Source organism: Limnoraphis robusta CS-951, assembly GCF_000972705.2.
Window position 1 is genome coordinate 1 of sequence record NZ_LATL02000275.1, and the last position, 24,249, is coordinate 24,249.

The 24,249-nt window shown below is 41.7% G+C and carries 14 protein-coding genes and 4 pseudogenes; 7 read left to right on the plus strand and 11 right to left on the minus strand.

Annotated elements, in window-relative coordinates:
• Positions 1-463: 463 nt before the first annotated feature.
• From WN50_RS32710 to WN50_RS23295, 4 genes and pseudogenes are all read right to left on the minus strand, one after another.
• Positions 464-877 (minus strand): EVE domain-containing protein (locus WN50_RS32710; RefSeq protein ID WP_235441104.1); only part of this gene is annotated, 414 nt, incomplete at its 5' end.
• A 1-nt stretch (position 878) separates the two neighbouring features.
• Positions 879-1,129: pseudogene (locus WN50_RS36560) on the minus strand (EVE domain-containing protein); the annotation flags it as partial.
• A 223-nt stretch (positions 1,130-1,352) separates the two neighbouring features.
• Positions 1,353-3,743, minus strand: coding sequence for an ATP-binding cassette domain-containing protein (locus WN50_RS23290; RefSeq protein ID WP_046278008.1), 2,391 nt, complete (start codon positions 3,741-3,743; stop codon positions 1,353-1,355).
• 188 nt (positions 3,744-3,931) lie between these two features.
• Complete coding sequence (locus WN50_RS23295) at positions 3,932-4,267, minus strand: hypothetical protein (protein WP_200906345.1); 336 nt, start codon at positions 4,265-4,267, stop codon at positions 3,932-3,934.
• A 300-nt stretch (positions 4,268-4,567) separates the two neighbouring features.
• Between WN50_RS23295 and WN50_RS23300 the strand changes: the two genes are divergently transcribed.
• Positions 4,568-4,858, plus strand: coding sequence for a hypothetical protein (locus WN50_RS23300; RefSeq protein ID WP_046278007.1), 291 nt, complete (start codon positions 4,568-4,570; stop codon positions 4,856-4,858).
• On the opposite strand, the gene WN50_RS23305 is transcribed toward WN50_RS23300, so the two are convergent.
• The 7 genes and pseudogenes from WN50_RS23305 to WN50_RS23330 form a co-directional block, all read right to left on the minus strand.
• A partial coding sequence (locus tag WN50_RS23305; protein WP_152964911.1) for an adenylate/guanylate cyclase domain-containing protein occupies positions 4,855-5,896 on the minus strand: 1,042 nt, incomplete at its 5' end. The genes WN50_RS23300 and WN50_RS23305 overlap by 4 nt on opposite strands.
• Before the next feature lies 1 nt (position 5,897).
• Positions 5,898-6,995: pseudogene (locus WN50_RS23310) on the minus strand (response regulator); the annotation flags it as partial.
• Positions 6,995-9,592 (minus strand): ATP-binding protein, encoded by a 2,598-nt coding sequence (locus tag WN50_RS31120; protein ID WP_082172533.1) that lies wholly within the window; start codon positions 9,590-9,592, stop codon positions 6,995-6,997. The pseudogene WN50_RS23310 and the gene WN50_RS31120, both read right to left, overlap by 1 nt.
• 2 nt (positions 9,593-9,594) lie before the next feature.
• A pseudogene (locus WN50_RS31125) lies at positions 9,595-10,923 on the minus strand (response regulator transcription factor); the annotation flags it as partial.
• An 11-nt stretch (positions 10,924-10,934) separates the two neighbouring features.
• Positions 10,935-11,114, minus strand: a complete 180-nt coding sequence (locus WN50_RS32715; protein WP_082172535.1) for an ATP-binding protein — start codon at positions 11,112-11,114, stop codon at positions 10,935-10,937.
• 31 nt (positions 11,115-11,145) lie between these two features.
• Positions 11,146-12,351 (minus strand): sensor histidine kinase, encoded by a 1,206-nt coding sequence (locus WN50_RS23325; protein ID WP_046278004.1) that lies wholly within the window; start codon positions 12,349-12,351, stop codon positions 11,146-11,148.
• A gap of 463 nt (positions 12,352-12,814) precedes the next feature.
• Positions 12,815-15,553, minus strand: coding sequence for a bifunctional acetate--CoA ligase family protein/GNAT family N-acetyltransferase (locus WN50_RS23330; protein ID WP_046278003.1), 2,739 nt, complete (start codon positions 15,551-15,553; stop codon positions 12,815-12,817).
• Positions 15,554-15,934: 381 nt separating this feature from the next.
• Here WN50_RS23330 and pflB point away from each other — a divergent pair, with 381 nt between their 5' ends.
• From pflB to thrC, 6 genes and pseudogenes are all read left to right on the plus strand, one after another.
• Positions 15,935-18,163 (plus strand): formate C-acetyltransferase, encoded by a 2,229-nt coding sequence (gene pflB / locus WN50_RS23335; RefSeq protein WP_046278002.1) that lies wholly within the window; start codon positions 15,935-15,937, stop codon positions 18,161-18,163.
• A gap of 116 nt (positions 18,164-18,279) precedes the next feature.
• Positions 18,280-19,044: a pyruvate formate-lyase-activating protein gene (pflA, locus tag WN50_RS23340; protein WP_046278001.1), complete on the plus strand. Its 765-nt coding sequence runs from the start codon at positions 18,280-18,282 to the stop codon at positions 19,042-19,044.
• Positions 19,045-19,725: 681 nt separating this feature from the next.
• Positions 19,726-21,878 (plus strand): bifunctional acetaldehyde-CoA/alcohol dehydrogenase (gene adhE / locus WN50_RS23345; protein ID WP_152964914.1); only part of this gene is annotated, 2,153 nt, incomplete at its 3' end.
• A gap of 28 nt (positions 21,879-21,906) precedes the next feature.
• A pseudogene (locus WN50_RS23350) lies at positions 21,907-22,499 on the plus strand (iron-containing alcohol dehydrogenase); the annotation flags it as partial.
• A gap of 3 nt (positions 22,500-22,502) precedes the next feature.
• Positions 22,503-22,937 (plus strand): iron-containing alcohol dehydrogenase, encoded by a 435-nt coding sequence (locus WN50_RS38040; protein WP_049560919.1) that lies wholly within the window; start codon positions 22,503-22,505, stop codon positions 22,935-22,937.
• 257 nt (positions 22,938-23,194) lie between these two features.
• Positions 23,195-24,249: threonine synthase (gene thrC, locus WN50_RS23360; RefSeq protein WP_049560922.1), on the plus strand; the 1,055-nt coding region annotated here is incomplete at its 3' end.

Here is a 24,249-nt window from a genome sequence, read left to right on the forward strand (position 1 = left end):
GAATCTGCAAACTATCAAGAAGAACGAATTTCTCCGAGTGTCAACCTTCTGAGAAAATGGACTTATAACTTCTTACAAACTCAAGATTAAAAAGACATCCGAAAAAATCAGTATTTTTCTGATAAAACCAGAGAAAAAACACCTGATATTTTCTGTAATGACAATCAGAAAAAAGCCAAATATCGTATAAAAAGAAAGGTAATATAACCTTTTCCGCAAACAGAAAAAACAGATTCACAGGGTCATCTACTGAAAATCTACACCTTGAGTCATATCAACAGATTGGTAGGGTTCAGGGGGTAGATATTTTCCCAATGTAAATCAATAACGATCTTTGCTAGGTTTGAGTTTCATTTCGGAAAATCGCCATTAAGTTACTTTACAAAAGAATAGTTGGTAAGCTAAAGGAATAGAAAGAATGAAATAGTTATTCAATTCGGATTTTCAAAATAGAAATCAACAGTTAATATTTATCAGTTTTCATCCCCATAATTTGATCAGCAATCTCATCGGCTACAGGCATTACCGACAAACGATTTCCTCGTCTCACTAATAATAAATCATCGGGTGTAAACTCTTGTTTGAGTTGAGCGAGGGTAATAATACTCGGAAATTTTTTAACAAATTCCACTCGAACCGTTTGCCAACGGGGATTGACTGGGGTAGATTTTGGATCATAATATTCACTATTGACATCAAACTGAGTCGGATCAATAATCTCGCTTTCTATCACCTGTACTAATCCTGTAATTCCAGGATGTTTTGTGTTAGAATGATAAAAAAAAGCTAAATCTCCCCGAGCCATTTTCAGTAAAAAATTCCGAGCTTGATAATTGCGAATACCATCCCAAATACAGGTTTTTTCCTGCTGCATCTGNTCATAATATTCACTATTGACATCAAACTGAGTCGGATCAATAATCTCGCTTTCTATCACCTGTACTAATCCTGTAATTCCAGGATGTTTTGTGTTAGAATGATAAAAAAAAGCTAAATCTCCCCGAGCCATTTTCAGTAAAAAATTCCGAGCTTGATAATTGCGAATACCATCCCAAATACAGGTTTTTTCCTGCTGCATCTGTTCAATGCTATAAACATTGGGTTCAGATTTAATTAACCAATAATTCATAATTCAATGGGTTGTAATCTGAAAAAGAATTCGGGTGTTTGACTTACAGTTATCAATTTCATTGAGAAGAATCAGTTAGAGGTTTTCTTCAATCTTGAAACTCGATTAAATAAAATTTACGGTTTCATAGGTTGAACTTATAATAGTAGCCGAATCGAAATTTTAACCTCGAATTCTAATCATCGTAAAATATCTCTATCCCAATTGTCAATTTGAAATAATTTTAGTTGGACAAAATATCTTTCCGCTTTTGGACAAACCAAGTCAAGCCCAGATAAACCACCAGATGTAAAATTAACATCCCCCAGTTTAAGCCCAAATTTTGCCAGGTGGGGTCATAAACCAGTGAAGGTTCAACGGGTTGAGGTACCGTTGTCCCATCCGGTAACGCTACAGGTTGAGGAATTAACGCATTGACATTCACCAAGGAAGCATAAGCCCCAATAGACCAACGACTTAACATTAACCAAGACACAATTCGCCCTAAGCCTTCCATCTTAAATAAAACCCCAGAAAAGATAATTTGTGGGAGTAAAATCAACGGTAAAGCACTATTGGCTTGAGAACTATTTTTCACCATTGCTGATACCATTAACCCCAAACTCATACAACTTATTAGGGTTAAAAAACTCGTGATGCTGACTCCCAACTGCCAGGATATTAACTCAGAAGCGGGATGTTGGAAGCAAACTAAAATCACAATACTCATTAAAAACGTTTGCAAAATTGCCAAACCCGACAACACAATAAATTTAGAACCCAGATAGGAAACTAAACCCAAATTCACCAACCGTTCTCGTAGATAAATCGCCGTTTCTTTAACAACTTCTTGCAGAGAACTCGATAACCCCACCCACAAAGCGGCTGATGTAAATACAAACAAAACCTGTCGGGCTAAAGAGGCAATTTTTAGACTCGGTTCGCTGACAAATGGATCTTGATCTCGGATGGCTAATCGGATTAAAATAATCCCCACAGGTGCCGTTAACAAGTTCAGCAATAAATTGACCGGATCACGTTTAGTCAGTTGAAAATAACGTTGAGTTAAAATCGTTAACTGTTCAGCAATAGAAGCCTGTTTAGGGGGTTGAGGAGCAATTTTTGTCGGGGGCGGTTCACCAATACTAAGATGATTTGCAACATATTGTTTATACTCATTTGAACGCTGAAATTGAGCCGCCCAACTTTGAGCATTTGTTTCATCTTCGAGTAAATTATAGATATCCGCAAAATCATCACTCTCAATTTGGAAAAACTCAAAGGCTTGTAGCGGTGGCCCAAAATAACACAAGCGTCCTCCACGTCCTAAAAAGATAATGCGATCGCAAAGTTTAATATTCGCTGTCGCGTGGGTGACTAAAATAACCGTTCGTCCTTGATTTGCCAGCTTTCGCAACAATAACATCATCTTTTTATCTAAACCGGGGTCAAGTCCTGATGTCGGTTCATCTAAGAAGAAAAGCAGAGGATTGGTTAACAGTTCAACCCCAATACTCACCCGTTTTCGTTGACCGCCACTCAGTTGACTAACGAACACCTGACGCCGATCTAACATTTCAATTTCATAGAGGGTTTTCTGGACAATTTCCTTCACCTCTACATCGGGCGGAAGTCGTAATTTTGCCGCATATTCTAAGACTTCGGTAACGGTGAGATTTTGATGAATAATATCATCTTGGGGAACATAACCAATTTGAGTTCGATACAGGGAGAAATTTTTGCGTAAACTTTCCCCATTAATATAAACTCTACCTTTTGTTGTTGGACTAATGCCTAAAAGGGTTCGCATTAGGGTCGATTTTCCCGCCCCACTTCCCCCAACTAACGCCACAAATTGACCCGGTTCAATGGCAAAAGAGAGATCATTCAGCAAGACTCTCGCTTTATTTGATCGGTCTTTAACGATGCGTAAAAGTCGCTGGGCATCTAAACGAATTTGAGTCCCGGTATCGCATAATTCTAGAGTATCTCCCTGTCGAATGAGGGTAAACGGCCCAATTCTAATCGTATCGCGATCGCCTAATTTTACCGATTGTTTAACCCGTTGACTATTGACAAATACCCCATGTTTGCTATAGTCTTTAATCAGATAATCGCCGCGACCGTCTGGTTCAATGGTGGCGTGACGACGAGAGACAACAGGAGAATCTAAATTCAACGTCGCATCAGGATCTCGACCTAACAAAACGGAACGATTTTCTAAAGAAATGTATTCGCTCGTAAATTGAGATTGTACCGCTAAGGAATTGGGGTTAAAATAACGGAGTCGAATCAAATTTTGAGGATTTTGACCGATCTTGATTTCAATGCCATTATGCAGCAAATAACCTTCTAGGGGAGTGATGCGAGTATGGTTAATAAATAATCCATTGGTACTTGCTTCCTGTCCGTCTCCGTCATAGATCCAGTGAGACTCTCCCACCCGACGAAAAACAGCATGACAACCGGAGATCACTTGCCAGTGAGGGGGAACGACTAGATCGGCGTATTGCGTATCACGTCCGAGGAGATGGCGATCTTGAGTCAGTTCAAAATGGATAATTTCCCCTTGATTATTTAACTCTAAATAGGGGGAGGTATTCAAGGCAGTTTGCTTCCCGCTTCGGCCAGTCATCGCTGTATTTTCACACTGAGTTAAGGATTTAGCATAGCAGACGAACCTACTGCTTTCTAATGAATTGTTATGAAATTTTTGACTTTAACTTAGGGTTGAACCTCTGTTGATACAGGTTAGGGGCGACACCTGCCACCCCTTAGTAATTCTATCATCACGATCCTCAATGAACAGAACAACCACTCTCTTTAAGCGGCTAGGGTTGAATCTCGTCTGATATCTTCAACTTGATCAATTAAAGCTTTAACAGTCGCTAAATCGGCGTGAGCATATCGCTTATCGGTGAGATAGTCGTAGGCTTCCCATTCTTCGGTGACTTCGCCATCATACCAGATAAACCAATCTCTGTAGAGTTCGCCTTCATCGATATCAGGAGACAAAGACAGCCAATCATCTCCGGTATAAGTCTCAACGGTTTCTGCGACTAAATGTAACCAAGCGGTTTTGAGACATTCTTCTAAATTATTCTCGAAGGTAGAGCGATCTTGAATTAAAGTTTGGGTAAGATTGAAATTATATTCCATGAACTTTCTGTGACTCAATGACCTTACTCTACAAAATGCTATGGGGTGAGTGGGTTTACAGATGTGACACTCCGCAAAGCGTGACATCTTATTGCCAGGGATAATCTTCTCTAACGCCAGCAAAGAGGCTAATCACTCGAAGTCCGGGTAGACAGTTGACACAGTGGCACAGGAAAACTTTTTTTGATGGGATTTTAATTTAGTCCTGAGCGAACAGTTTTCTCTGATCGTTGATTATATACTAGGAAGTCAACATTGTAAGCTACAAAATCAAGCTGATTTCAGTTTTGAGAACGGATAATGAAAACTATCTTATCGCTGATTGTGATTTCTCTGCTGGGTTCATTCCTGCTCCCCAAACCAGCACAAGCCGATTCTGCTTATGATATCGTCTGCGAGTACAAATACCAAATTGGAGAGGGGTCTTGGATTAATGATACCAGCCAGGGGACTACAAGTGCGATCGCGAAAGCGAGACGGAGGAATTATCTAAAACGTCAGGAAGAAAAAGCCAAAGAAGCCGGATTGAGTTTTCAGGTGATTTATATGTTTTGTCGTGATCCTTGGGGAAATAGCAGCGATAGTGATTAATCCGAGTTTAAATTTGAAGATTGATCCATCAGAAAATAGGTGATCATTTCTCCTTTTCCTTTGATGGGAATTGAACCCCTGAGTTTGAACACAAATTCATCTTTTAAGCGATCATAAACTTCCTGTGTCACTTGAATTTTACCCGAAACCCCATTCGTTTCCATGCGAGAAGCCACATTAACCGTATTTCCCCATAAATCATAGCTAAACTTGCTCAACCCAATCACCCCTGCCACAACAGGCCCAGCATGAATGCCAATTCTCAGGAGAAAATTATTTCCAGTTTGCTGATTAAATTGAGCGAGATTTGCTTGCATATCCAGAGCCATTTTCGCGATCGCTTGTAGATGATTCCGATGATAAAGCGGTAAACCTCCGACCACCATATAAGCATCTCCAATGGTTTTAATTTTTTCTAAACCATAGTGTTGAGAAAGTCGATCAAAATGACTAAAAATACTATTTAGAACTTTGATCAGTTGAGCGGGAGTCGCCTGGGAGGAAAAATCGGTAAAACCCACTAAATCGGCAAATAAAACACTGACATCTTCAAAGTAATCGGCGATAATTCCTTGTTTTTTTTGTAAACGTTCAGCAATCGGTTGGGGGAGAATATTTAAGAGTAGTTTTTCCGTTTGTTCTTTTTGAGATTTTAATTCTTGTTGGGCTTGTTTCCGTTGAATTAAAGATCCGAGTTGAGTGGCTACGGCTTTCACCAGTTCCAGGGTTCGTTCTTGAGGTTTGCTTTTAGTTTGAGTGAAAAAAACTAACACCGCTAGCATCTGTTCTTCCACTAAAATCGGCACCCCAAAACCCGATTGTAAACCAATTTTTGGCAAGACTTCTGAATACAAATGAACTTCAGGTTTCCCCGTCGCCCAAACTCGCCCTGGTAAACCTTCATCCCGTGCAAAGGTTAAATCTGAGCGCAATACTCTAAATTGAGTCGATTGGTTCTCATTAATATGCCAAGTTTGATTACATTCTAATAAAGTTTGTTCAGGATTGGGTATCCAAACCTCGCCGTATTCCCAATCANTGGTAAACCTTCATCCCGTGCAAAGGTTAAATCTGAGCGCAATACTCTAAATTGAGTCGATTGGTTCTCATTAATATGCCAAGTTTGATTACATTCTAATAAAGTTTGTTCAGGATTGGGTATCCAAACCTCGCCGTATTCCCAATCAATCGTTTGACAAACGGTTGCTAAAACGAGATTTAAAGCCGAGTCTACATCCAAGGCTTCATTAATAGCTTGAGTCACTTTTAACAACAGTCTAATTTCCAGTTCTCTTTGTTTCTGTTCGCTAATATCACGCACTGAACCAATCATCCGCAGGGGATTTCCCGAAATATCCCATTGGGCTTGTCCACGAGTCAATACCCATTTATAAGCACCATCGACACAACGCAGGCGATGTTCAACCGAATAAAGGGGAATGGTTTGCTGCAAATAATTATACAAGATGCTTTCAACCTGTTCCCAATCATCGGGATGAATCGAATCTTTCCAACCTTGACTAAACTTGATATGATGATCTTCATACCCCAAAACATCTTTAAACCAAGAGGAAAGAAACATCTCATCCGTTTCAACTTTCCACTCCCAAATGCCATCTTGATTCCCCTGAAGGGCGAGTTGCCAACGTTCTTCACTTTCGCGAAATTGCTCTTCAATAATTTGTCGGAGATGAATTTCTTTTTGCAGTTTGGTATTTTGTTCAGATAACTGAATTTGCAGCGATCGCAACCGCAACTGATTTTCGATGCGAGCCAAAACTTCCGTCAGTTGAAAGGGTTTTGTAATGTAATCGACTCCCCCCATTTCAAATGCCTTAACTTTATCAGATGAATCATCCAAGGCACTCAAAAAAATAATCGGGATTTCGCGAGTTTCTGCCTGGGTTTTGAGTTGACGACAAACGTGATAGCCGTCCATTTCTGGCATCATAATGTCGAGCAAAATCAAATCAGGTGGACTCATTTCAATCGATAGTAATGCCAGCAGCCCACTCGGTGCGACTCGGACTTCATACCCCTGTTCTGAGAGCATCCGCGTCAACAGCGTCAGATTAATTGGGGTATCATCAACCACTAAGATACTTTTATGAGGCTCAGAATTGGACAGGGAGTTCATTAGCGTAGGTCAGCAGATCGATCGGTTTTAGGTTCAGTTAAAGCCAGTAATTGCTCGTATTGATAGCCCTCCACTAAGTAGAGTAGAGCATCAGCAAGCGATGGATATTGGGAATGGATTTGCTTGATCAGACTTTGCATGAGCTGGCTTCGTCCTTCAATGATAGCTTGGTGAAATTGGGCTAACCACTCTACAGGTAATTGTGCCAGATCCTCGGATGTCAGTGTTAAAGAACAGACACCTCGATCCACGCAAGCAAGGGTTGACTCCTGACAGATATAATGTACACCTAAGTGTTGAGCAATGCGATCAAAAATATCTCGTTCTAAAAAGGGTTTGCGAAGAAAATCATCACAACCCACTGAGAGAGCGATTGATTTTTCGGTATCGAGAATTCCGGCCGTAATAGCGATAATTTTGGTGTTTTCAATGTTTTCAGAGAGTCTACTATCTTGGGCTGGATCATTGGATCTTCTGACTGCTTCTAAATGACGAATTTGACGAGTGGCTTCATAACCATCAAGAACGGGCATTCTTAAGTCCATAAAAATCAGGTGAGGCTGCCAACTTGACCAGAGTTTAACGGCTTCTTGACCGTTATTTGCGCCTCGCACTTCAAAACCGACAGGAGTTAGAAATTCCATCAACAATTGGCGGTTATCAAAGCGATCATCAACGATTAAAATTCGATAGGAAGGTTGGTTGGGTTCGAGGGCGATGACTCGGATATTAGCCGGAGAGGGGTCAATCATTTCTATTTCTGAGATATCAACAGGAATGATAAACCTCAAAGTTGTTCCTTGTCCGACATGGCTATTGACTGTAATTTCTCCCCCCATTAAGTGAACAAATTGTTGAGAGATTTTTAACCCTAAGCCTGTTCCTTCTTGAGCTTGTTGACCCGATGAAGTTTGCACAAAGGCTTGAAACAGGTTGTTGCATTCTTGGGGAGCAATACCCACTCCGGTATCTTCTACCTCAAAACAAAACCTGCTCATATTTCCCCCATCAGGTTGAACCCGCAACATGACTTGACCCGTTTGAGTAAACTTAATGGCGTTATTCAAAAGATTAATTAAAACTTGGCGTAACTTGGTCTCATCAGTACAAATAAATTGAGGAATATTGGGGTGACAATCAAACTGTAACTCAAGATTTTTATCGCTTGCTTTTTGGGCAAACATTCTCTGCAAACTGTCGAGCAGATCAAAGAGATCGAAGGTTCGCTTTTGCAGTTTCATGCGTCCGGCTTCAATTTTAGATAAATCTAACACTTGGTTAATCAGAGTGAGCAAATGTTGACCACTACTGCGAATCACTTCTAAGTTTTCCTGTTCCTCAGCAGACAGGCGTGAACTGCGACTCAGGAGTTGTGAAAAGCCCAAAATAGCATTCAGGGGAGTCCGTAATTCATGGCTCATATTGGCAAGAAAAGTGGTTTTGGCGCTTGTGGCGGCTTCTGCTGCTTCTTTGGCTTGTCTGAGGGTGATTTCAAACTGTTGGCGTTCGAGTTCGACTTCGGTTCGAGTCGCAAATATTTTCATAATCATCTCTTGATCAAGGCTGATTTGAAGCGGTGAGCGATCCATGATATAAATTAAACCAATTGCCTCTCCCTGAGAATTACTTAAGGGAATTCCCCAATAACTTTCTACGCCTAACTCGGCTAAGAGTATAATCTCTGGGAAATCCTGCTGTACGTTAGCCGGATGGTAACACCAAGCTTTATGAATGACGAGTTCGCAGGGGGTTCCGGCGACATAATATTCTTGATTTTCTCTAAGACTTTCCCCGCCCCAAAAAGCCAGCATTCGCAGTTTTTGTTTGGTTTCGTCTGTCGCTTCTGCAATCACAGCATATTCAACTTGCAGCACTTTTGCTAAATAACGAACACAAGTCCGAAAGAATTCTTCACCCGTTTTACAGGCGATTTCTTCCGAAAATAACCGTAGGGCTTCTTCTCGTTGTTTGTAGTCGCTAATGTCTTGTAAGGTGCCATAGAAACGGATGATTTTTCCTTGATCATTTCGCTTCACTTGAGTCCTAGAAATCAGATGATGAATGATGCCGTTTTGATCGACTGTTCTAAACTCGATTTCAGCAGTTTCTCCTTGTTGAATGGCTTTCAGGGTTGCTTGTCGAACTCGTTGGCGATCTTCGGGATGAATTTTGTGTTGAATTTGCTCGACATCAGCAATCAAATCGCTAGGATTGATCCCCGTGAGTTGGTACATTTGCTCTGACCACCAATGCTTATTTTGAATTAAATCCCATGACCATCCACCGACTTTAGCGATGCGTTGCGTTTCTTTGAGGAGGGTTTGACTGCGGCGTAGTTCTTCTTCGCTTTTTTTGAGGGCTTCTTCGGCGCATCGACGCTCGCTAATATCTTCTTGTACACCGATAAAGTGGGTTAAATTTCCCTGTTTATCGTATACGGGAGAAATCGCTAGTTTATTCCAAAATAAGGTACCATCTTTGCGGTAGTTGCGTAAAATGACGTTAACATCTCGACCTTCTGCGATCGCAGAGCGCAGTTCGGTTAACCCGGGTTGATCGGGTTCTTCTCCTTGCAAAAAACGGCAATTTTCCCCGATANTTCTTGTACACCGATAAAGTGGGTTAAATTTCCCTGTTTATCGTATACGGGAGAAATCGCTAGTTTATTCCAAAATAAGGTACCATCTTTGCGGTAGTTGCGTAAAATGACGTTAACATCTCGACCTTCTGCGATCGCAGAGCGCAGTTCGGTTAACCCGGGTTGATCGGGTTCTTCTCCTTGCAAAAAACGGCAATTTTCCCCGATAATTTCATCAACGCGATAACCTGTGATCCGTTCAAAACCAGAGTTAACGTAGATTAAAGGATGATCTTCTAGTTGAGCATCACTAATCACAATACCGTTGGAAGAAGCGGCTACCGCTCGTTGCAGGAGTCGTAAATGGGCTTCGGTGGTGGCGCGAATTTCTATTTCTTGTTTAAGTCTTTGATTTTGAGCTTTGAGTTGTTCTTTTAACTTTTGGTTCGTCAGATGGATTTCGACTCGCGCTAGCACTTCTTCGATTTCCAAGGGCTTGCTAATAAAGTCTACGGCTCCGCTTGCAAAGGCTTTAACTTTATCAATCGTTCCTTCTAATGCACTAATAAATAGAATGGGAATGTTACAAGTTTTTGGATTAGCTTTTAAGTTTTTGCAGACGGTGTATCCATCTAAACCGGGCATCAACGCATCAAGTATGATTAAGTCCGGTTGACTCATATTGGCTGAGAGGATGGCCTGTTGTCCGCTTTGAGTGGCTCTGACTTTATATCCATTTTTTTCGAGGATTTTAAATAATAGCTTTAGATGGCTTGCATCATCATCAACAATTAGAATATTGCCGGGTCTTGGCTTTTTTTCTTGTTGGATCGTTTGCTGTAAGTTCTGATAATTTCTCAGGGAAAGTGTCGCTGTGGTGATTAATTTTTCTTGGGTGAGTTCTAACTTGGTTTTATAATCGTTAATATCATAGTTCAGGATGATTTCCGCTTCGGGAGATTGTCCCGGATGACCTGTGCGTAGGATAATCCGAGTGAGTTTATTGTTGAGGGTTTCTCGAACATATCTAACCAAATCTAAACCCGCTTCATCGGTTTCCATCACCACATCAACAAATAAAATTGCGGTGTCTGGATGTTGAAGGATTAATTGTTGGGCTTCAACCCCAGAATAGGCGGAAAGTATTGTCAGTGCTTTCCCTTCAAATCTAAATCGTTCTAAGGCTAATTGAGTGACTTCATGGATGGATTTATCGTCATCTACAATGATGACTTTCCAGGTGTTACTTTCCTCTGCGTAAGATGAATCTATTTCTTCTTCATCTTCGATAAAAATCATTAGTTCTTCTTCGGGTTTTAACTGTTGTTCGGGATGAATTTTATTTTGCATACTCGGGAGCCTTATTCCTGGGGTTTGATCGGTAAATTGAAAACAAATTTTGTACCTGCGCCAACTTTACTTTCACAGGAAATTTTTCCTTGAAGTTTTTGAGTGACTAAATTGTAGATGATATGTAATCCTAGACCCGTTCCCCCATAACTTCGAGCGGTTGTAAAAAAAGGTTCAAAGATTTTGTCGATATATTNATTTTATTTTGCATACTCGGGAGCCTTATTCCTGGGGTTTGATCGGTAAATTGAAAACAAATTTTGTACCTGCGCCAACTTTACTTTCACAGGAAATTTTTCCTTGAAGTTTTTGAGTGACTAAATTGTAGATGATATGTAATCCTAGACCCGTTCCCCCATAACTTCGAGCGGTTGTAAAAAAAGGTTCAAAGATTTTGTCGATATATTCTTCTGGAATACCACACCCATCATCTGCATAACTAATAATTAGTCTATCATCTTGACGAGCGATGTCAAAGTCTAACTGCCCAATTTCCCCAGGTTGATAGCCATGTAGAATGGAATTCATTACTAAATTGGTGACAATTTGGGCGATCGCTCCCGGATAGCTATTAATTTTTAGATCTTCCTCTCCCTGAACCCGCAAACGATGTCCTGTTTTTTTCAGGTGAGGACTGAGGCTAAGTAGAACATTTTCAATATAACTTTTTAAGTAAAATTCTTGCTGTTCAAAATAGCTTTGATCAACCGAAACACATTGAAAACTTTGAATTAAATTTCCCGCTCGTTGTAAATTTTCTAACAGCAGCGTACTCATCCGCTTAACTCGCTCAATATGACGATCTAAAATTATTTTTTTAACTCTATTTTCTTCGAGATTCGATTCCAACTCTTTGGCTTCATTCATTAAGGTAGAAGCTAGGGTAATTCCAATCCCGACTGGGGTACTAATTTCGTGAGATAAACCTGCAACTAATCTCCCCAAGGCAGCCATTTTTTCGGATTCGATTAGCTGAGTTTGAGTCGCTTGTAGATGCTGTAAAGCTTGAGTCAAATCTATATTTTTCTGTTGCACTTCTCGCTGAAGTTCATAAACACTCAAATGAGTTTTCACTCTCACTAAAAGTTCTTGAATATGAATCGGTTTTGTTAGATAGTCTACGGCTCCCATTGACAAGCCTTTCACTTGCTCATTAACTTCATTTAAAGCACTAATAAAAATAATCGGAATCTCTTGAGTTCGCTGCTCACTCTTGAGATGATTTAAAACTTCGTAACCGTTCATATCAGGCATCATAACATCGAGTAAAATCAGATCGGGGGGTTGTTTAAATGCTGCGTCTAAAGCAGATTGACCATTCTTTGCAGACTGAACATTGTAACCTTCTCTAGACAGAATCTCGGTTAACACTAATAAGTTGTCTTCGGTATCGTCAACAATTAAAATTGAGGCTTTTATCGAGTTCATTCCATCCTAAATTTATGACTTTTTAGAGGTTTTAAATTGATATTATAATTGATATAAAATACACCCTGAGTTCAGATTTTTTCGAGAATTGTATCGCATTTTGATGCTACAGAGTCGTTTTCACTCTGATCAGGTATACTCAATCATTCTCTGTAGATTTAGACGATCTGTACCTCATATAGCAGTCGAAGCCGAGATTAGGACACTGTTTTTCTGTCAAATCCTTTTATGATAAAGGTTTCAATTCTGTCTCCTGTCTCCTGTCTCCTGACTTCTGNGATTAGGACACTGTTTTTCTGTCAAATCCTTTTATGATAAAGGTTTCAATTCTGTCTCCTGTCTCCTGTCTCCTGACTTCTGCTATACAATCGCTAGATCTGCAATAATGGTAACGTGAATTCGCAAAAAAAGGTACATTGCAGTACCGGATAGTCAAATTAGAGGTGTAAGAACAAATCAGTCTTTACAGTTGAATTTCAGCCCGAAACATCGGTTCACCCATCACCCGATGCAGGGTAAACCCCAGCCGTTCACAAATTTTTTGCATGGGGAAATTATCAGCTAAAATTTCAGCAGTAATGTGATCAATTTTTTCCTGACGCCCGATCAATAATAATTGTCTTAATAACTCACTTCCTAAGCCTTGATGTTGAAAGCGATCGCAAATCAGTAGGGAAAATTCGGCTTCATTAATTCCATGTACTTGACTCAACCGCCCGACTCCTACAATTTGATCTTCTGCGGTTTTCGGGTCAGTGTAAATCGCCACTAATGCCATTTCACAATTATAGTCGATAAAGCACAATCGAGACAAGCGATCGTGAGCAATACGGCGACTCAATTTTAACAGATGTGCATACCGCAAATAAACACTTTCTTCGGATAAACTTTCATGGAATTTTACCGCCATTGGTTCATCTTCGGGACGTATTGGACGGATAATAATATCAAGACCTGTTTTAGATATCCAGTGGGTAATATATTGATGAGGATAGGGACGAATGGCTGGTTTAGGAAGTTCTTCTTCTGGGGTTTTGGGGTGATGTAAAACCACTCGCGCATCTAAAGCGATGAACCCTTTTTCTGAGGCGAATAAGGGGTTTATTTCAATTTCTTTGATTCTTGGCTGTTCAACGACTAAATGAGAAAACTGGACTAATATTTTCTCTAACGCATCGATATCAACTGCCCTCCGTCCTCTCACCCCCAACAAGGCTTTATAGATTTTGGTTTGTTCCATCATCCGACGGGCGAGGGTGGTATTAAGCGGCGGCAAAGCGAGGCTTCTATCTTTAAACACTTCCACCAATTGACCCCCGGTTCCAAACAGTAACACAGGCCCAAATTGCGGATCTAAACTACTTCCCAAAATCAGTTCATAGCCGTCTAATTTCACCATCGGTTGAACGGTTACGCCTTGAAAATGTTCTGATCCTACCGCTTTACAACTGTTCGTTTTAATGGTATAATAAGCCGTATTAACAGCCTCACGATTTTGTAGGTTGAGTTGAACGCCTCCCACATCGGTTTTATGGGTAATCGTTTGAGAATGCAGCTTCAAAACCACTGGATAACCAATCGTTTCTGCTGCTTGTATTGCTGCTTCAACGGTGGTCGCAATATGAGTTTCAACGACAGGAATATTGTAAGTCGCTAAGAGTTGTTTGGACTCAAATTCTGTTAACAACGTCCGCCCTTGTTGACGAACCGATTGTATAATGTGTTGAGCGCGATCGCAAACTAAACTTTCATCGGTGACAAGGGTAGCAGGTAAACTGGGTGTCTCATATAAACCCTGCAAATTGTAATGATACTGCCCCATATAATTAAACATTCTCACGGCAATATCGGGATAGGGAAATGTCGCAATACCCGCTTGGTTGAGAATTTCCGCCCCGGCTTTCACTTCTGCCCCACCCATCCAACTCGCCAATATTGGTTTTTTAGGCTGATGTTGAGACACAAAGGCTTTGAGTTTTTCTGCGGTTTGTGTGGGGTTTGTTGTCGCTTGCGGGGTGAGGATCACCAGCAACCCATCACTATTGGGGTCTTTAGCTGCAATTTCTAGGGCTTTGGCGTAGCGTTCGGGGTCAGCATCGCCTAAAATATCGATGGGGTTGCTCTGACTCCACTGAGGCGGTAAAATTTGATTAAGGTTTTCGACGGTTTCCCCAGAAAGTTGGGCAAGGGTGCCGCCTTCTAAAATTAGGGTATCGGTGGTTAACACTCCCGGCCCGCCTGCGTTGGTGAGAATGGTGAGGCGTGAACCTTTGGGGCGAGGTTGTTTGGCGAGAACTTCCGCCATTGAGAATAAATGGGTTAAGTTATAAACCCGCAACACCCCACACCGACGAAACGCCGCATCAAGAACCTCATCACTTCCCGTTAACGCCCCCGTATGGGAAGCCGCAGCAAGGGCAGCTTGGGCAGTACGTCCGGCTTTGATCACAATAATGGGTTTGGTGAGGGCGACTTCACGGGCTGCTGAGAGGAAGGATCGGGCGTCGCCAATAGACTCCATATAGATGACGATGCTTTGGGTGTGGGGATCATCGCCCAGATAATAAATTAAATCTCCCCAACCTACATCCAGCATCGAACCAACGGAGATAAACGCACTAAACCCGACGTTTTCTTGAAAACTCCAATCTAAAATTGAGCTACACAAAGCCCCGCTTTGACTAATAAAACCCACGTTTCCAGGTTTGGCGATCGCACTCGCAAAGGTGGCGTTCAGTCCGGTGCGGGGGTTGATCACGCCTAAGCAGTTGGGGCCAATAATGCGGAGGTTTCCCCGACGGGCTATTTCTAAAATTTGCTGTTCAAGGGCAATTCCTTCAAAGCCAATTTCTCGAAAGCCCGGTGAGAGAATAATAGCACCTTTTACCCCGCTATGGACACAATCTTGAATCAGGTTCGGTACTGTGTCAGCAGGTGTAGCGATAACAGCCAGATCAACAGGGTCAGGAACTTCTGCAAGACTCCCATAGGCTTTGATCCCCAGAATGCTGGGCTTTTTGGGGTTCACCGGGAAGACGGTACCGCCAAAGGGACTGCTGATCAGGTTCCAAAGCAGGGTTCGTCCAACGCTGTGGGGGGTTTCGGTCGCACCAATAACAGCAACGCTACGGGGGGCAAAAATAGCGTTAAGGGGTTGGTGTTCCGAGCGGAAAATGTCGGGGGTGGGGCTTGTTGCTGACATGGACAACTGCTTCCCTTTAATTCACTAATTTAAAATAGAGTTGGGGTGAAGTTTGTATACTTGATTACTGTTTTTAATTCGAGTTGAAGTTGTTGCCAAAAATCTAAGTCCAATCCCAGTTGAGATTGCTACTAAAATTGAGATTAACTTTATTATTACACTTTTAATGAGATTTGTCATCTCTCCCTCGGTAGAAAAAGGTAATCTTTAGGTTAAGAATTGGGGGAAGGCTAGCAATCTCTAGTATTGATGAAATTTTAAAGTTTTTTTGATCGTAAAGAAATGTAAAAATCGCAGGAGTCTATTCAAAATTCTCGTTAAGATAAAAGTATCAAGCGTGAGAGCTGCAATGAACCCGCTTGAATTTTGGAGGTTGATTTTATGTACGAGCAATGGAAAGGTTTTGTGCTGGGTCAATGGACAACTGAGGTGAATGTACGAGATTTTATTCAAAAAAATTATACGCCTTATGAGGGCAATGATGATTTTTTAGCTCAACCCACTGAAAATACTAAATTTCTCTGGGAAAAAGTTAAAGTTTTAATGGCACAAGAACGGGAACAAGGGATATTAGAATTAGAAACAAAAACCCCTTCTAGTATTACCTCTCATGCTCCCGGTTATATTGCTCAAGACTTAGAAAAAATTGTCGGATTGCAAACCGATAAACCCCTAAAACGGGGAATAATGCCCTGTGGGGGAATTCGAGTCGTTCGCAGTGCGGTAGAGGCTTATGGGTATCAGCTTGATACCACAACGAATGAAATTTTTACCCAGTATCGTAAGACTCATAATGATGGGGTTTTTGATGCTTATACTCCCGAAATGCGATCGGCGCGTCACTCTGGTATTATAACAGGTTTACCCGATTCTTACGGGCGAGGTCGAATTATTGGCGATTATCGACGAGTTGCATTATACGGCATTGAACGGTTAATTGCCGATAAACAACATCAGAAACAATTACTCGAAGTTGATGTGATTTTAGATGATGTCATCCGTCAACGAGAAGAACTTTCTGAACAAATAAAAGCCCTGAAAGAATTACAACAAATGGCGGCGAGTTATGGGTATGATATTAGCCAACCTGCGACCAATGCCCAAGAAGCGGTGCAATGGACGTATTTTGGTTATTTAGGTGCTGTTAAAGAACAAGATGGCGCCGCGATGTCTTTGGGGCGAATTTCCACGTTTTTAGATATTTATATCGAACGGGATTTACAGCAAGGATTAATCACAGAAAGTGCCGTCCAAGAGTTAATTGATCATTTAGTAATGAAGTTGCGAATGGTGCGTTTTCTTCGCGCCCCAGCCTATAATCAACTGTTTTCCGGTGATCCCACCTGGGTGACAGAAGCCATTGGCGGGATGGGGTTAGATGGACGACCTTTAGTAACAAAAAACAGTTTCCGCTTCCTTCATACCTTGTATAATCTCGGCCCTGCACCTGAACCGAATTTAACCGTTTTATGGTCAGAATATTTGCCGAAAAACTTCAAGAAATTCTGTGCAAAAATTTCCATTGAGACCAGTTCGATTCAGTATGAAAGTGATGATTTGATGCGCCCTGACTACGGGGATGATTACGGTATTGCTTGCTGTGTTTCGGCGATGCGAATTGGCAAACAAATGCAATTTTTTGGCGCACGGGCGAACTTAGCCAAAGTATTACTGTATGCCATTAATGGCGGAAAAGATGAAAAAACAGGCGAACAAATTGGGCCGACTTACGCGCCAATTACTTCAGAATACCTCGATTATGAACAGGTGATGGCAAAGTTTGACCAGATGTTAGAATGGTTGGCAAAACTGTATGTTAATACGTTAAATGTCATCCATTATATGCACGATAAATACTGCTACGAACGCTTAGAAATGGCGTTGCATGATGCAGAAATTTATCGGACAATGGCTTGCGGAATTGCGGGGTTATCCGTCGTTGCAGATGCGTTATCGGCGATTAAATATTCTCAAGTGAAAGTGATTCGGGATGACAAGGGTTTAGCCATTGATTATCAAGTTGAAGGAGACTATCCTAAATTTGGCAATAATGATGAACAAGTCGATCAAATTGCGGTGAATGTGGTTAAGTTATTTATGGATAAACTCCGCAAACATCCCACCTATCGCAACGCCGTTTTAACCCAGTCCATTTTGACGATTACTTCTAATGTTGTCTATGGTAAAAAGACCGGAAGTACCCCCGATGGTCGTCAAGCCGGAGAACCCTTTGCACCGGGCGCCAATCCGATGCACGGACGCGATAGTAATGGGGCGGTTGCGGTGTTAGAATCGGTGGCAAAATTACCCTATGAACAGGCGCAAGATGGCATTTCCTACACCTTCTCTATTGTACCGGAAGCGTTAGGGAAAACCGAGGAAAATAAAGTGAATAATTTGGCGGGTTTGTTGGGGGGATATTTTAGCAATGGCGGTCATCATATTAATGTGAATGTCCTCAATTTAGAGACGTTACTTGATGCGATGGAACATCCCGAAAATTATCCACAGTTAACGATTCGAGTCTCAGGATATGCGGTGAATTTTATTAAGTTAAATCGCGAACAACAGTTAGATGTAATTAACCGCACGTTCCATAAACAGATGTAGAATTTTGGGGGTTTGTTAGAAGGAAAACCACCAAGACACAGAGACACAAAGAGATAAAATCTTGGTGACTTTGTGCCTTTGTGGTGAGTTTACCCTTAAAAAAATCATCAATTAAAATGAATTTAGAAGGTTTAAATTTGCATCCTGAAACCGAAATTATTGGATATATTCATTCAATCGAAACCTGTGGAACCGTTGACGGGCCAGGGATTCGGTTTGTAATCTTTACTCAAGGCTGTTTATTACGGTGTCAATATTGTCATAATCCCGATACTCGCAATTTACAAGCGGGAAAAGTTGTCACCCCAAAAGAGATTTTTGAACAGATTAAAAAATATCGGTCTTATATGAAGGCTTCGGGGGGTGGGGTGACAATTTCGGGCGGTGAACCGTTGTTACAACCGGAGTTTATTGGCGAAGTTTTTCGGCTTTGTAAGCAAGCGGGGATTCATACAGCGTTGGATACATCGGGTTTTCCCAAGTTTGAAGATGCGAAAAAAGTATTAGAATTTGTGGATTTAGTATTGTTGGATTTAAAGGCATTTTATCCTGAAACCTATCAGGAAGTAACGGCCGTTTCCCTCGAACCTGTTTTGAGATTTACCCATTATTTAAACGAGATTAAAAAACCGACTTGGGTGAGATTTGTTTTGGTTCCCAATTTAACAGACAATCTCCAAGAAATTACTGAACTCGCCCAATTTGTCTCGACGTTATCGAATGTGGAGAAGGTAGAAGTTTTACCCTTTCATAAAATGGGCGAGTATAAATGGGAGGAAATGGGTTATGAGTACAAATTGAAAGATACTCCTGCGGCGACGGTTGAACAAGTTCAACAGGTGATGGAAATTTTTCAGCGGTTTGGGGTGAAGGTTGAGTAAATTTTTTCACCACAAAGACACGAAGACACGAAGGTTTATTCTTGGTGTTCTTTGTGTCGAGCGTGGTTTTTTATTCTTAATGAGGAAATTTTTTCACCACAAAGACAGGAAGGTTTATTCTTGGTGTTCTTTGTGTCTTGGTGGTTTTTTATTCTTAATGAGGGAGTAAATTTTTTCACCACAAAGACACGAAGGTTTATTCTTGGTGTTCTTTGTGTCGAGCGTGGTTTTTTATTCTTTCTATTTTTAAGAATTTAACAAAACAGATGAAAGCGACTCAACAAAAATAAATATTCTGTACTTGAAAAGTATAACTTCTAATTTTAGCACTTTTTTCGCTAACTTTCCCAAAAAATCTGAATACAGCCAAACTTTAGATCCTACCGGAAAAAAATATCGGATGCAAGTCAAAATGAAATCTTAAAAAGAATGTTAAGAATTTTGCCCATCTTTGAACAAATTGTCCGAGATGAAATAAGATAAAACATAGAGGCAAGTAGAGAAAACAAAGATGACTCTACCCGGTCGGTAATGCGTTACACTAAAGAGCGAAACAGCTCAGTTGTTTTTTTCCGTAGGCCAATAAGTAAACAATCCAAAACCTAAAGCTTGTAAACAGTCCCAGATTTTGAATCTGGCGTTCATCAACTCTTCAACCGAAATTTTATCTAAGGGAAAGATATGGTTAATTCAGTGACCAACATCGAAGAACTAGAAAACCTAATCACACGGGTAAAAGCAGCCCAACAAAAATATGCTTCCTACACGCAAGAACAGGTAGACTATATCTTCAAAAAAGCAGCCTTAGCAGCGAATGCAGCCCGAATTCCGCTCGCAAAAATGGCAGTCGAAGAAACGGGAATGGGGATCGTTGAAGACAAAGTGATTAAAAACCATTTTGCCTCAGAAATTATCTACAACAAATACAAAGCAGAAAAAACCTGCGGTGTCATTGAAGAAGACAAATCTTTCGGTTTCCAACGCATTGCTGAACCAGTGGGAATTCTTGCCGGAATTGTCCCCACAACCAACCCGACATCTACGGCAATTTTTAAAGCCTTAATTGCCCTGAAAACTCGCAACGCAATTATCTTTTCTCCTCACCCTCGCGCCCGAAATTGCACCAATGAAGCCGCCAGAATTGTCTTAGAAGCAGCGATCGCCGCCGGGGCGCCCGATGATATTATTGGTTGGATTGATCAACCCACCGTTCCCCTATCTCAAGCCTTAATGCAGCATCCTGATATTAAGCTGATTTTAGCGACAGGCGGGCCGGGAATGGTGAAAGCGGCTTATTCTTCCGGTAATCCTTCTTTGGGAGTTGGTGCGGGAAATACCCCTGCTTTAATTGATTCTTCTGCTCATATTAAAATGGCAGTTTCTTCAATTATTCTCAGTAAAACCTTTGACAATGGCATGATTTGTGCCAGTGAACAATCGGTTGTTGTTGATGATCAGGTTTATGATGCCGTAAAAGCCGAATTTCAAGCCCGAGGAGCTTATTTCTTAACCCCAGAAGAACGGGAACGTTTAGGGGAGAAAATCATCATCAATGGGCGTTTAAATGCGGAAATTGTGGGTCAACCTGTTGATAAAATTGCCGCACTGGCTGACATTACCCTCCCCGAAAATACCCGAGTGATTATTGGTGAAGTTGAAAATATTGACACGAACGAACCCTTCGCCTATGAAAAACTCTCGCCTGTGTTAGCCATGTATCGGGCGAAAGACTTTGAAGATGCGGTGGAAAAATCGGAAAAATTAGTGCAGTTTGGAGGACGCGGACATACAGCCGCCCTCTACACAGCGCCCTCCAATATTGACCATATTAAACGCTTTGAAGATGCCGTTGAAACTGCCCGTGTTTTGATTAATACGCCGTCTTCTCAAGGGGCAATTGGGGATATTTACAACTTCCGTCTTGACCCGTCTTTAACCTTGGGTTGTGGCAGTTGGGGCGGTAATTCAGTCAGTGAAAACGTCGAACCTCATCACCTTTTAAACATCAAAACCGTCGCCGAACGTCGGGAAAATATGTTATGGTTCCGTATTCCTCCTAAAATTTACTTCAAATACGGGGCGTTAACCACAGCTATTCGCGAGTTAGCCGGAAAAAAACGGGCATTTATTGTTACCGACAAACCCCTTTATGAGTTAGGAGTAACGGCGATATTAGAGGAGGTTTTGGAAGAAATCGGACTCAAATACGATGTCTTTTATGATGTTGAACCTGATCCCTCTCTCGATACAGTGGAACGGGGATTGGTGTTGATGAATACGTTTCAACCGGATGTAATTATTGCCATTGGTGGCGGTTCTCCGATGGATGCGGCGAAAATTATGTGGTTGATGTATGAACATCCTGAAATCGAATTTGACGGCTTGGCAATGCGGTTTATGGATATCCGTAAACGGGTTTATGACTTGCCACCGTTAGGGGAAAAAGCGATCATGGTTGCCATTCCCACAACATCTGGAACGGGTTCAGAAGTGACGCCATTTGCCGTTGTAACAGACCGTCGAAATGATATTAAATATCCCTTGGCGGACTATGCGTTAACGCCGAATATGGCAATTATTGACCCCGAATTGGTGTTAAATATGCCAAAAGCATTAACCGCATTTGGGGGGGTCGATGCTTTAACTCACGCCCTAGAATCTTATGTCTCGGTGTTGGCTTCTGAATATACTAATGGTTTAGCTTTAGAAGCCATTCGGTTAATCTTTAAATATTTGCCGAGTTCCTATCACAATGGGGCAGAAGATCCCAAAGCCCGCGAAAAAATGCACTATGCGTCTACAATGGCGGGGGAGGGCTTTTTTTATTGTTTTTTNACAATAGAAGAATCTAACGATTAGGTTGTCGCCACAACATCTGGAACGGGTTCAGAAGTGACGCCATTTGCCGTTGTAACAGACCGTCGAAATGATATTAAATATCCCTTGGCGGACTATGCGTTAACGCCGAATATGGCAATTATTGACCCCGAATTGGTGTTAAATATGCCAAAAGCATTAACCGCATTTGGGGGGGTCGATGCTTTAACTCACGCCCTAGAATCTTATGTCTCGGTGTTGGCTTCTGAATATACTAATGGTTTAGCTTTAGAAGCCATTCGGTTAATCTTTAAATATTTGCCGAGTTCCTATCACAATGGGGCAGAAGATCCCAAAGCCCGCGAAAAAATGCACTATGCGTCTACAATGGCGGGGATGGCATTTGCTAATGGTTTCTTAGGCATTTGTCACTCAATGGCGCATCAATTAGGAGCGATGTTCCATGTGCCGCACGGGTTGGCTAATGCGTTGATGATTTGTCATGTGATTCGCTACAATGCCACCGATGCCCCGTTTAAACAAGCGACGTTTTCTCAGTACAAATATCCCAATGCAAAATGGCGTTATTCTCGGATTGCGGACTATTTGAATTTGGGCGGTGAAACGGAAATTGAGAANTGATGATTTGTCATGTGATTCGCTACAATGCCACCGATGCCCCGTTTAAACAAGCGACGTTTTCTCAGTACAAATATCCCAATGCAAAATGGCGTTATTCTCGGATTGCGGACTATTTGAATTTGGGCGGTGAAACGGAAATTGAGAAGGTTGATCGCTTGATTTTAGCCATTGAAGACTTGAAGCAACAAGTGGGAATTCCGAGTGCGATTAAAGATGTGATCAAAGAAAGTGAAGCGGAATTTTTAGCGAAAATTGATGAATTAGCCGATCGCGCTTTTGATGATCAATGTACGGGTGCAAATCCCCGTTATCCTCTAATTAAAGACCTGAAGCAATTGTATCTCGATGCTTATTATGGTCGTCCGTTAGTCGAAGCCCAACAAAATGGTAAAATAGTGATTCCAGAAGAACCGCAAGTTGTGGCGACAACCTAATCGTTAGATTCTTCTATTGTAGGGGTCATTGATGAATTACCCCTACCAGTTATCAATTCACTGTTTACTGGTCACTGGTAACAGTTCACTGTTAATAGGACTCCCCCTTCCCAACCCCAGGGAGGGGGGATATTGATTTTCAAGCCCTAAATCAATCCCGACAAAAAAACTCGGGTATGGTTGACCTGGTAAATTCACTGTGATATTGTTTTGAAATCAGGAATTCAAAAGACATCGTTCAACTAGAGGTTCAATCCATGACGGCACTAACAACTCACACTCAGACTACAGGTGCAACTTTCGAGAAACTCAAGTGTAAAGAGTGCGGCGCTGAATACGCCCTCGAAGCCAAACACGTTTGTGAAGTCTGCTTTGGCCCGTTAGAAGTTCAATACAACTACGACTTACTCCGCCAAACCGTGACTCGCGCAACCATTGAAGCTGGCCCGAAATCCATCTGGCGTTATCGCAGCTTCCTTCCTGTGGCCACTGATAATGTGATTGATGTCGGTACCGGAATGACGCCCCTAGTGAAGTCGGAACGGTTAGCCCGTCGCCTCGGTCTGAAAAACCTCTATATTAAGAACGATGCTGTCAATATGCCCACTCTCAGCTTCAAAGATAGAGTGGTTTCCGTCGCCCTCAGTCGTGCTAGAGAATTGGGCTTCTCAACGGTCTCCTGTGCCAGTACCGGAAATTTAGCCAACTCCACCGCCGCCATCGCTGCTAAAGCGGGACTCGACTGTTGTGTATTTATTCCTTCTGACTTAGAAGCCGGAAAAATCCTCGGGACTTTAATTTATAACCCGATTTTGATGGCAGTTCGAGGCAATTATGACCAAGTAAACCGCCTCTGTTCAGAAGTGGCAAATACTCACGGTTGGGGATTTGTTAATATTAACCTACGTCCCTATTATTCAGAAGGTTCAAAAACCCTCGGTTATGAAGTCGCCGAACAATTAGGCTGGAAACTTCCTGATCATATTGTCGCGCCAATTGCCTCGGGTTCTTTGTATACTAAAATCTATAAAGGATTCCAAGAATTTATCAAAGTCGGCTTAGTTGAAGATAAAGCAGTTCGCTTTAGTGGCGCCCAAGCAGAAGGCTGTTCACCTGTTGCCCAAGCCTTCACCGAAGACCGTGATTTTATCACCCCCGTTAAGCCGAATACCATTGCTAAATCAATTGCCATTGGCAACCCGGCAGATGGCGTTTATGCCCTAGAAGTCGCCCGGAAAACCAACGGTCATATTGAGTCTGTCAATGATGCAGAAGTGATTGAAGGCATAAAACTGTTAGCGGAAACTGAAGG

Excerpts from the sequence above, each read along its gene's own strand:
- WN50_RS23330 (WP_046278003.1), bottom strand. The coding sequence starts at position 15,553 with ATGTCAGCAACAAGCCCCACCCCCGACATTTTCCGCTCGGAACACCAA.
- WN50_RS38040 (WP_049560919.1), top strand. The coding sequence starts at position 22,503 with ATGATTTGTCATGTGATTCGCTACAATGCCACCGATGCCCCGTTTAAA.
- pflA (WP_046278001.1), top strand. The coding sequence starts at position 18,280 with ATGAATTTAGAAGGTTTAAATTTGCATCCTGAAACCGAAATTATTGGA.
- WN50_RS23295 (WP_200906345.1), bottom strand. The coding sequence starts at position 4,267 with ATGGAATATAATTTCAATCTTACCCAAACTTTAATTCAAGATCGCTCT.
- WN50_RS23325 (WP_046278004.1), bottom strand. The coding sequence starts at position 12,351 with ATGAACTCGATAAAAGCCTCAATTTTAATTGTTGACGATACCGAAGAC.
- WN50_RS23300 (WP_046278007.1), top strand. The coding sequence starts at position 4,568 with ATGAAAACTATCTTATCGCTGATTGTGATTTCTCTGCTGGGTTCATTC.
- pflB (WP_046278002.1), top strand. The coding sequence starts at position 15,935 with ATGTACGAGCAATGGAAAGGTTTTGTGCTGGGTCAATGGACAACTGAG.
- WN50_RS23290 (WP_046278008.1), bottom strand. The coding sequence starts at position 3,743 with ATGACTGGCCGAAGCGGGAAGCAAACTGCCTTGAATACCTCCCCCTAT.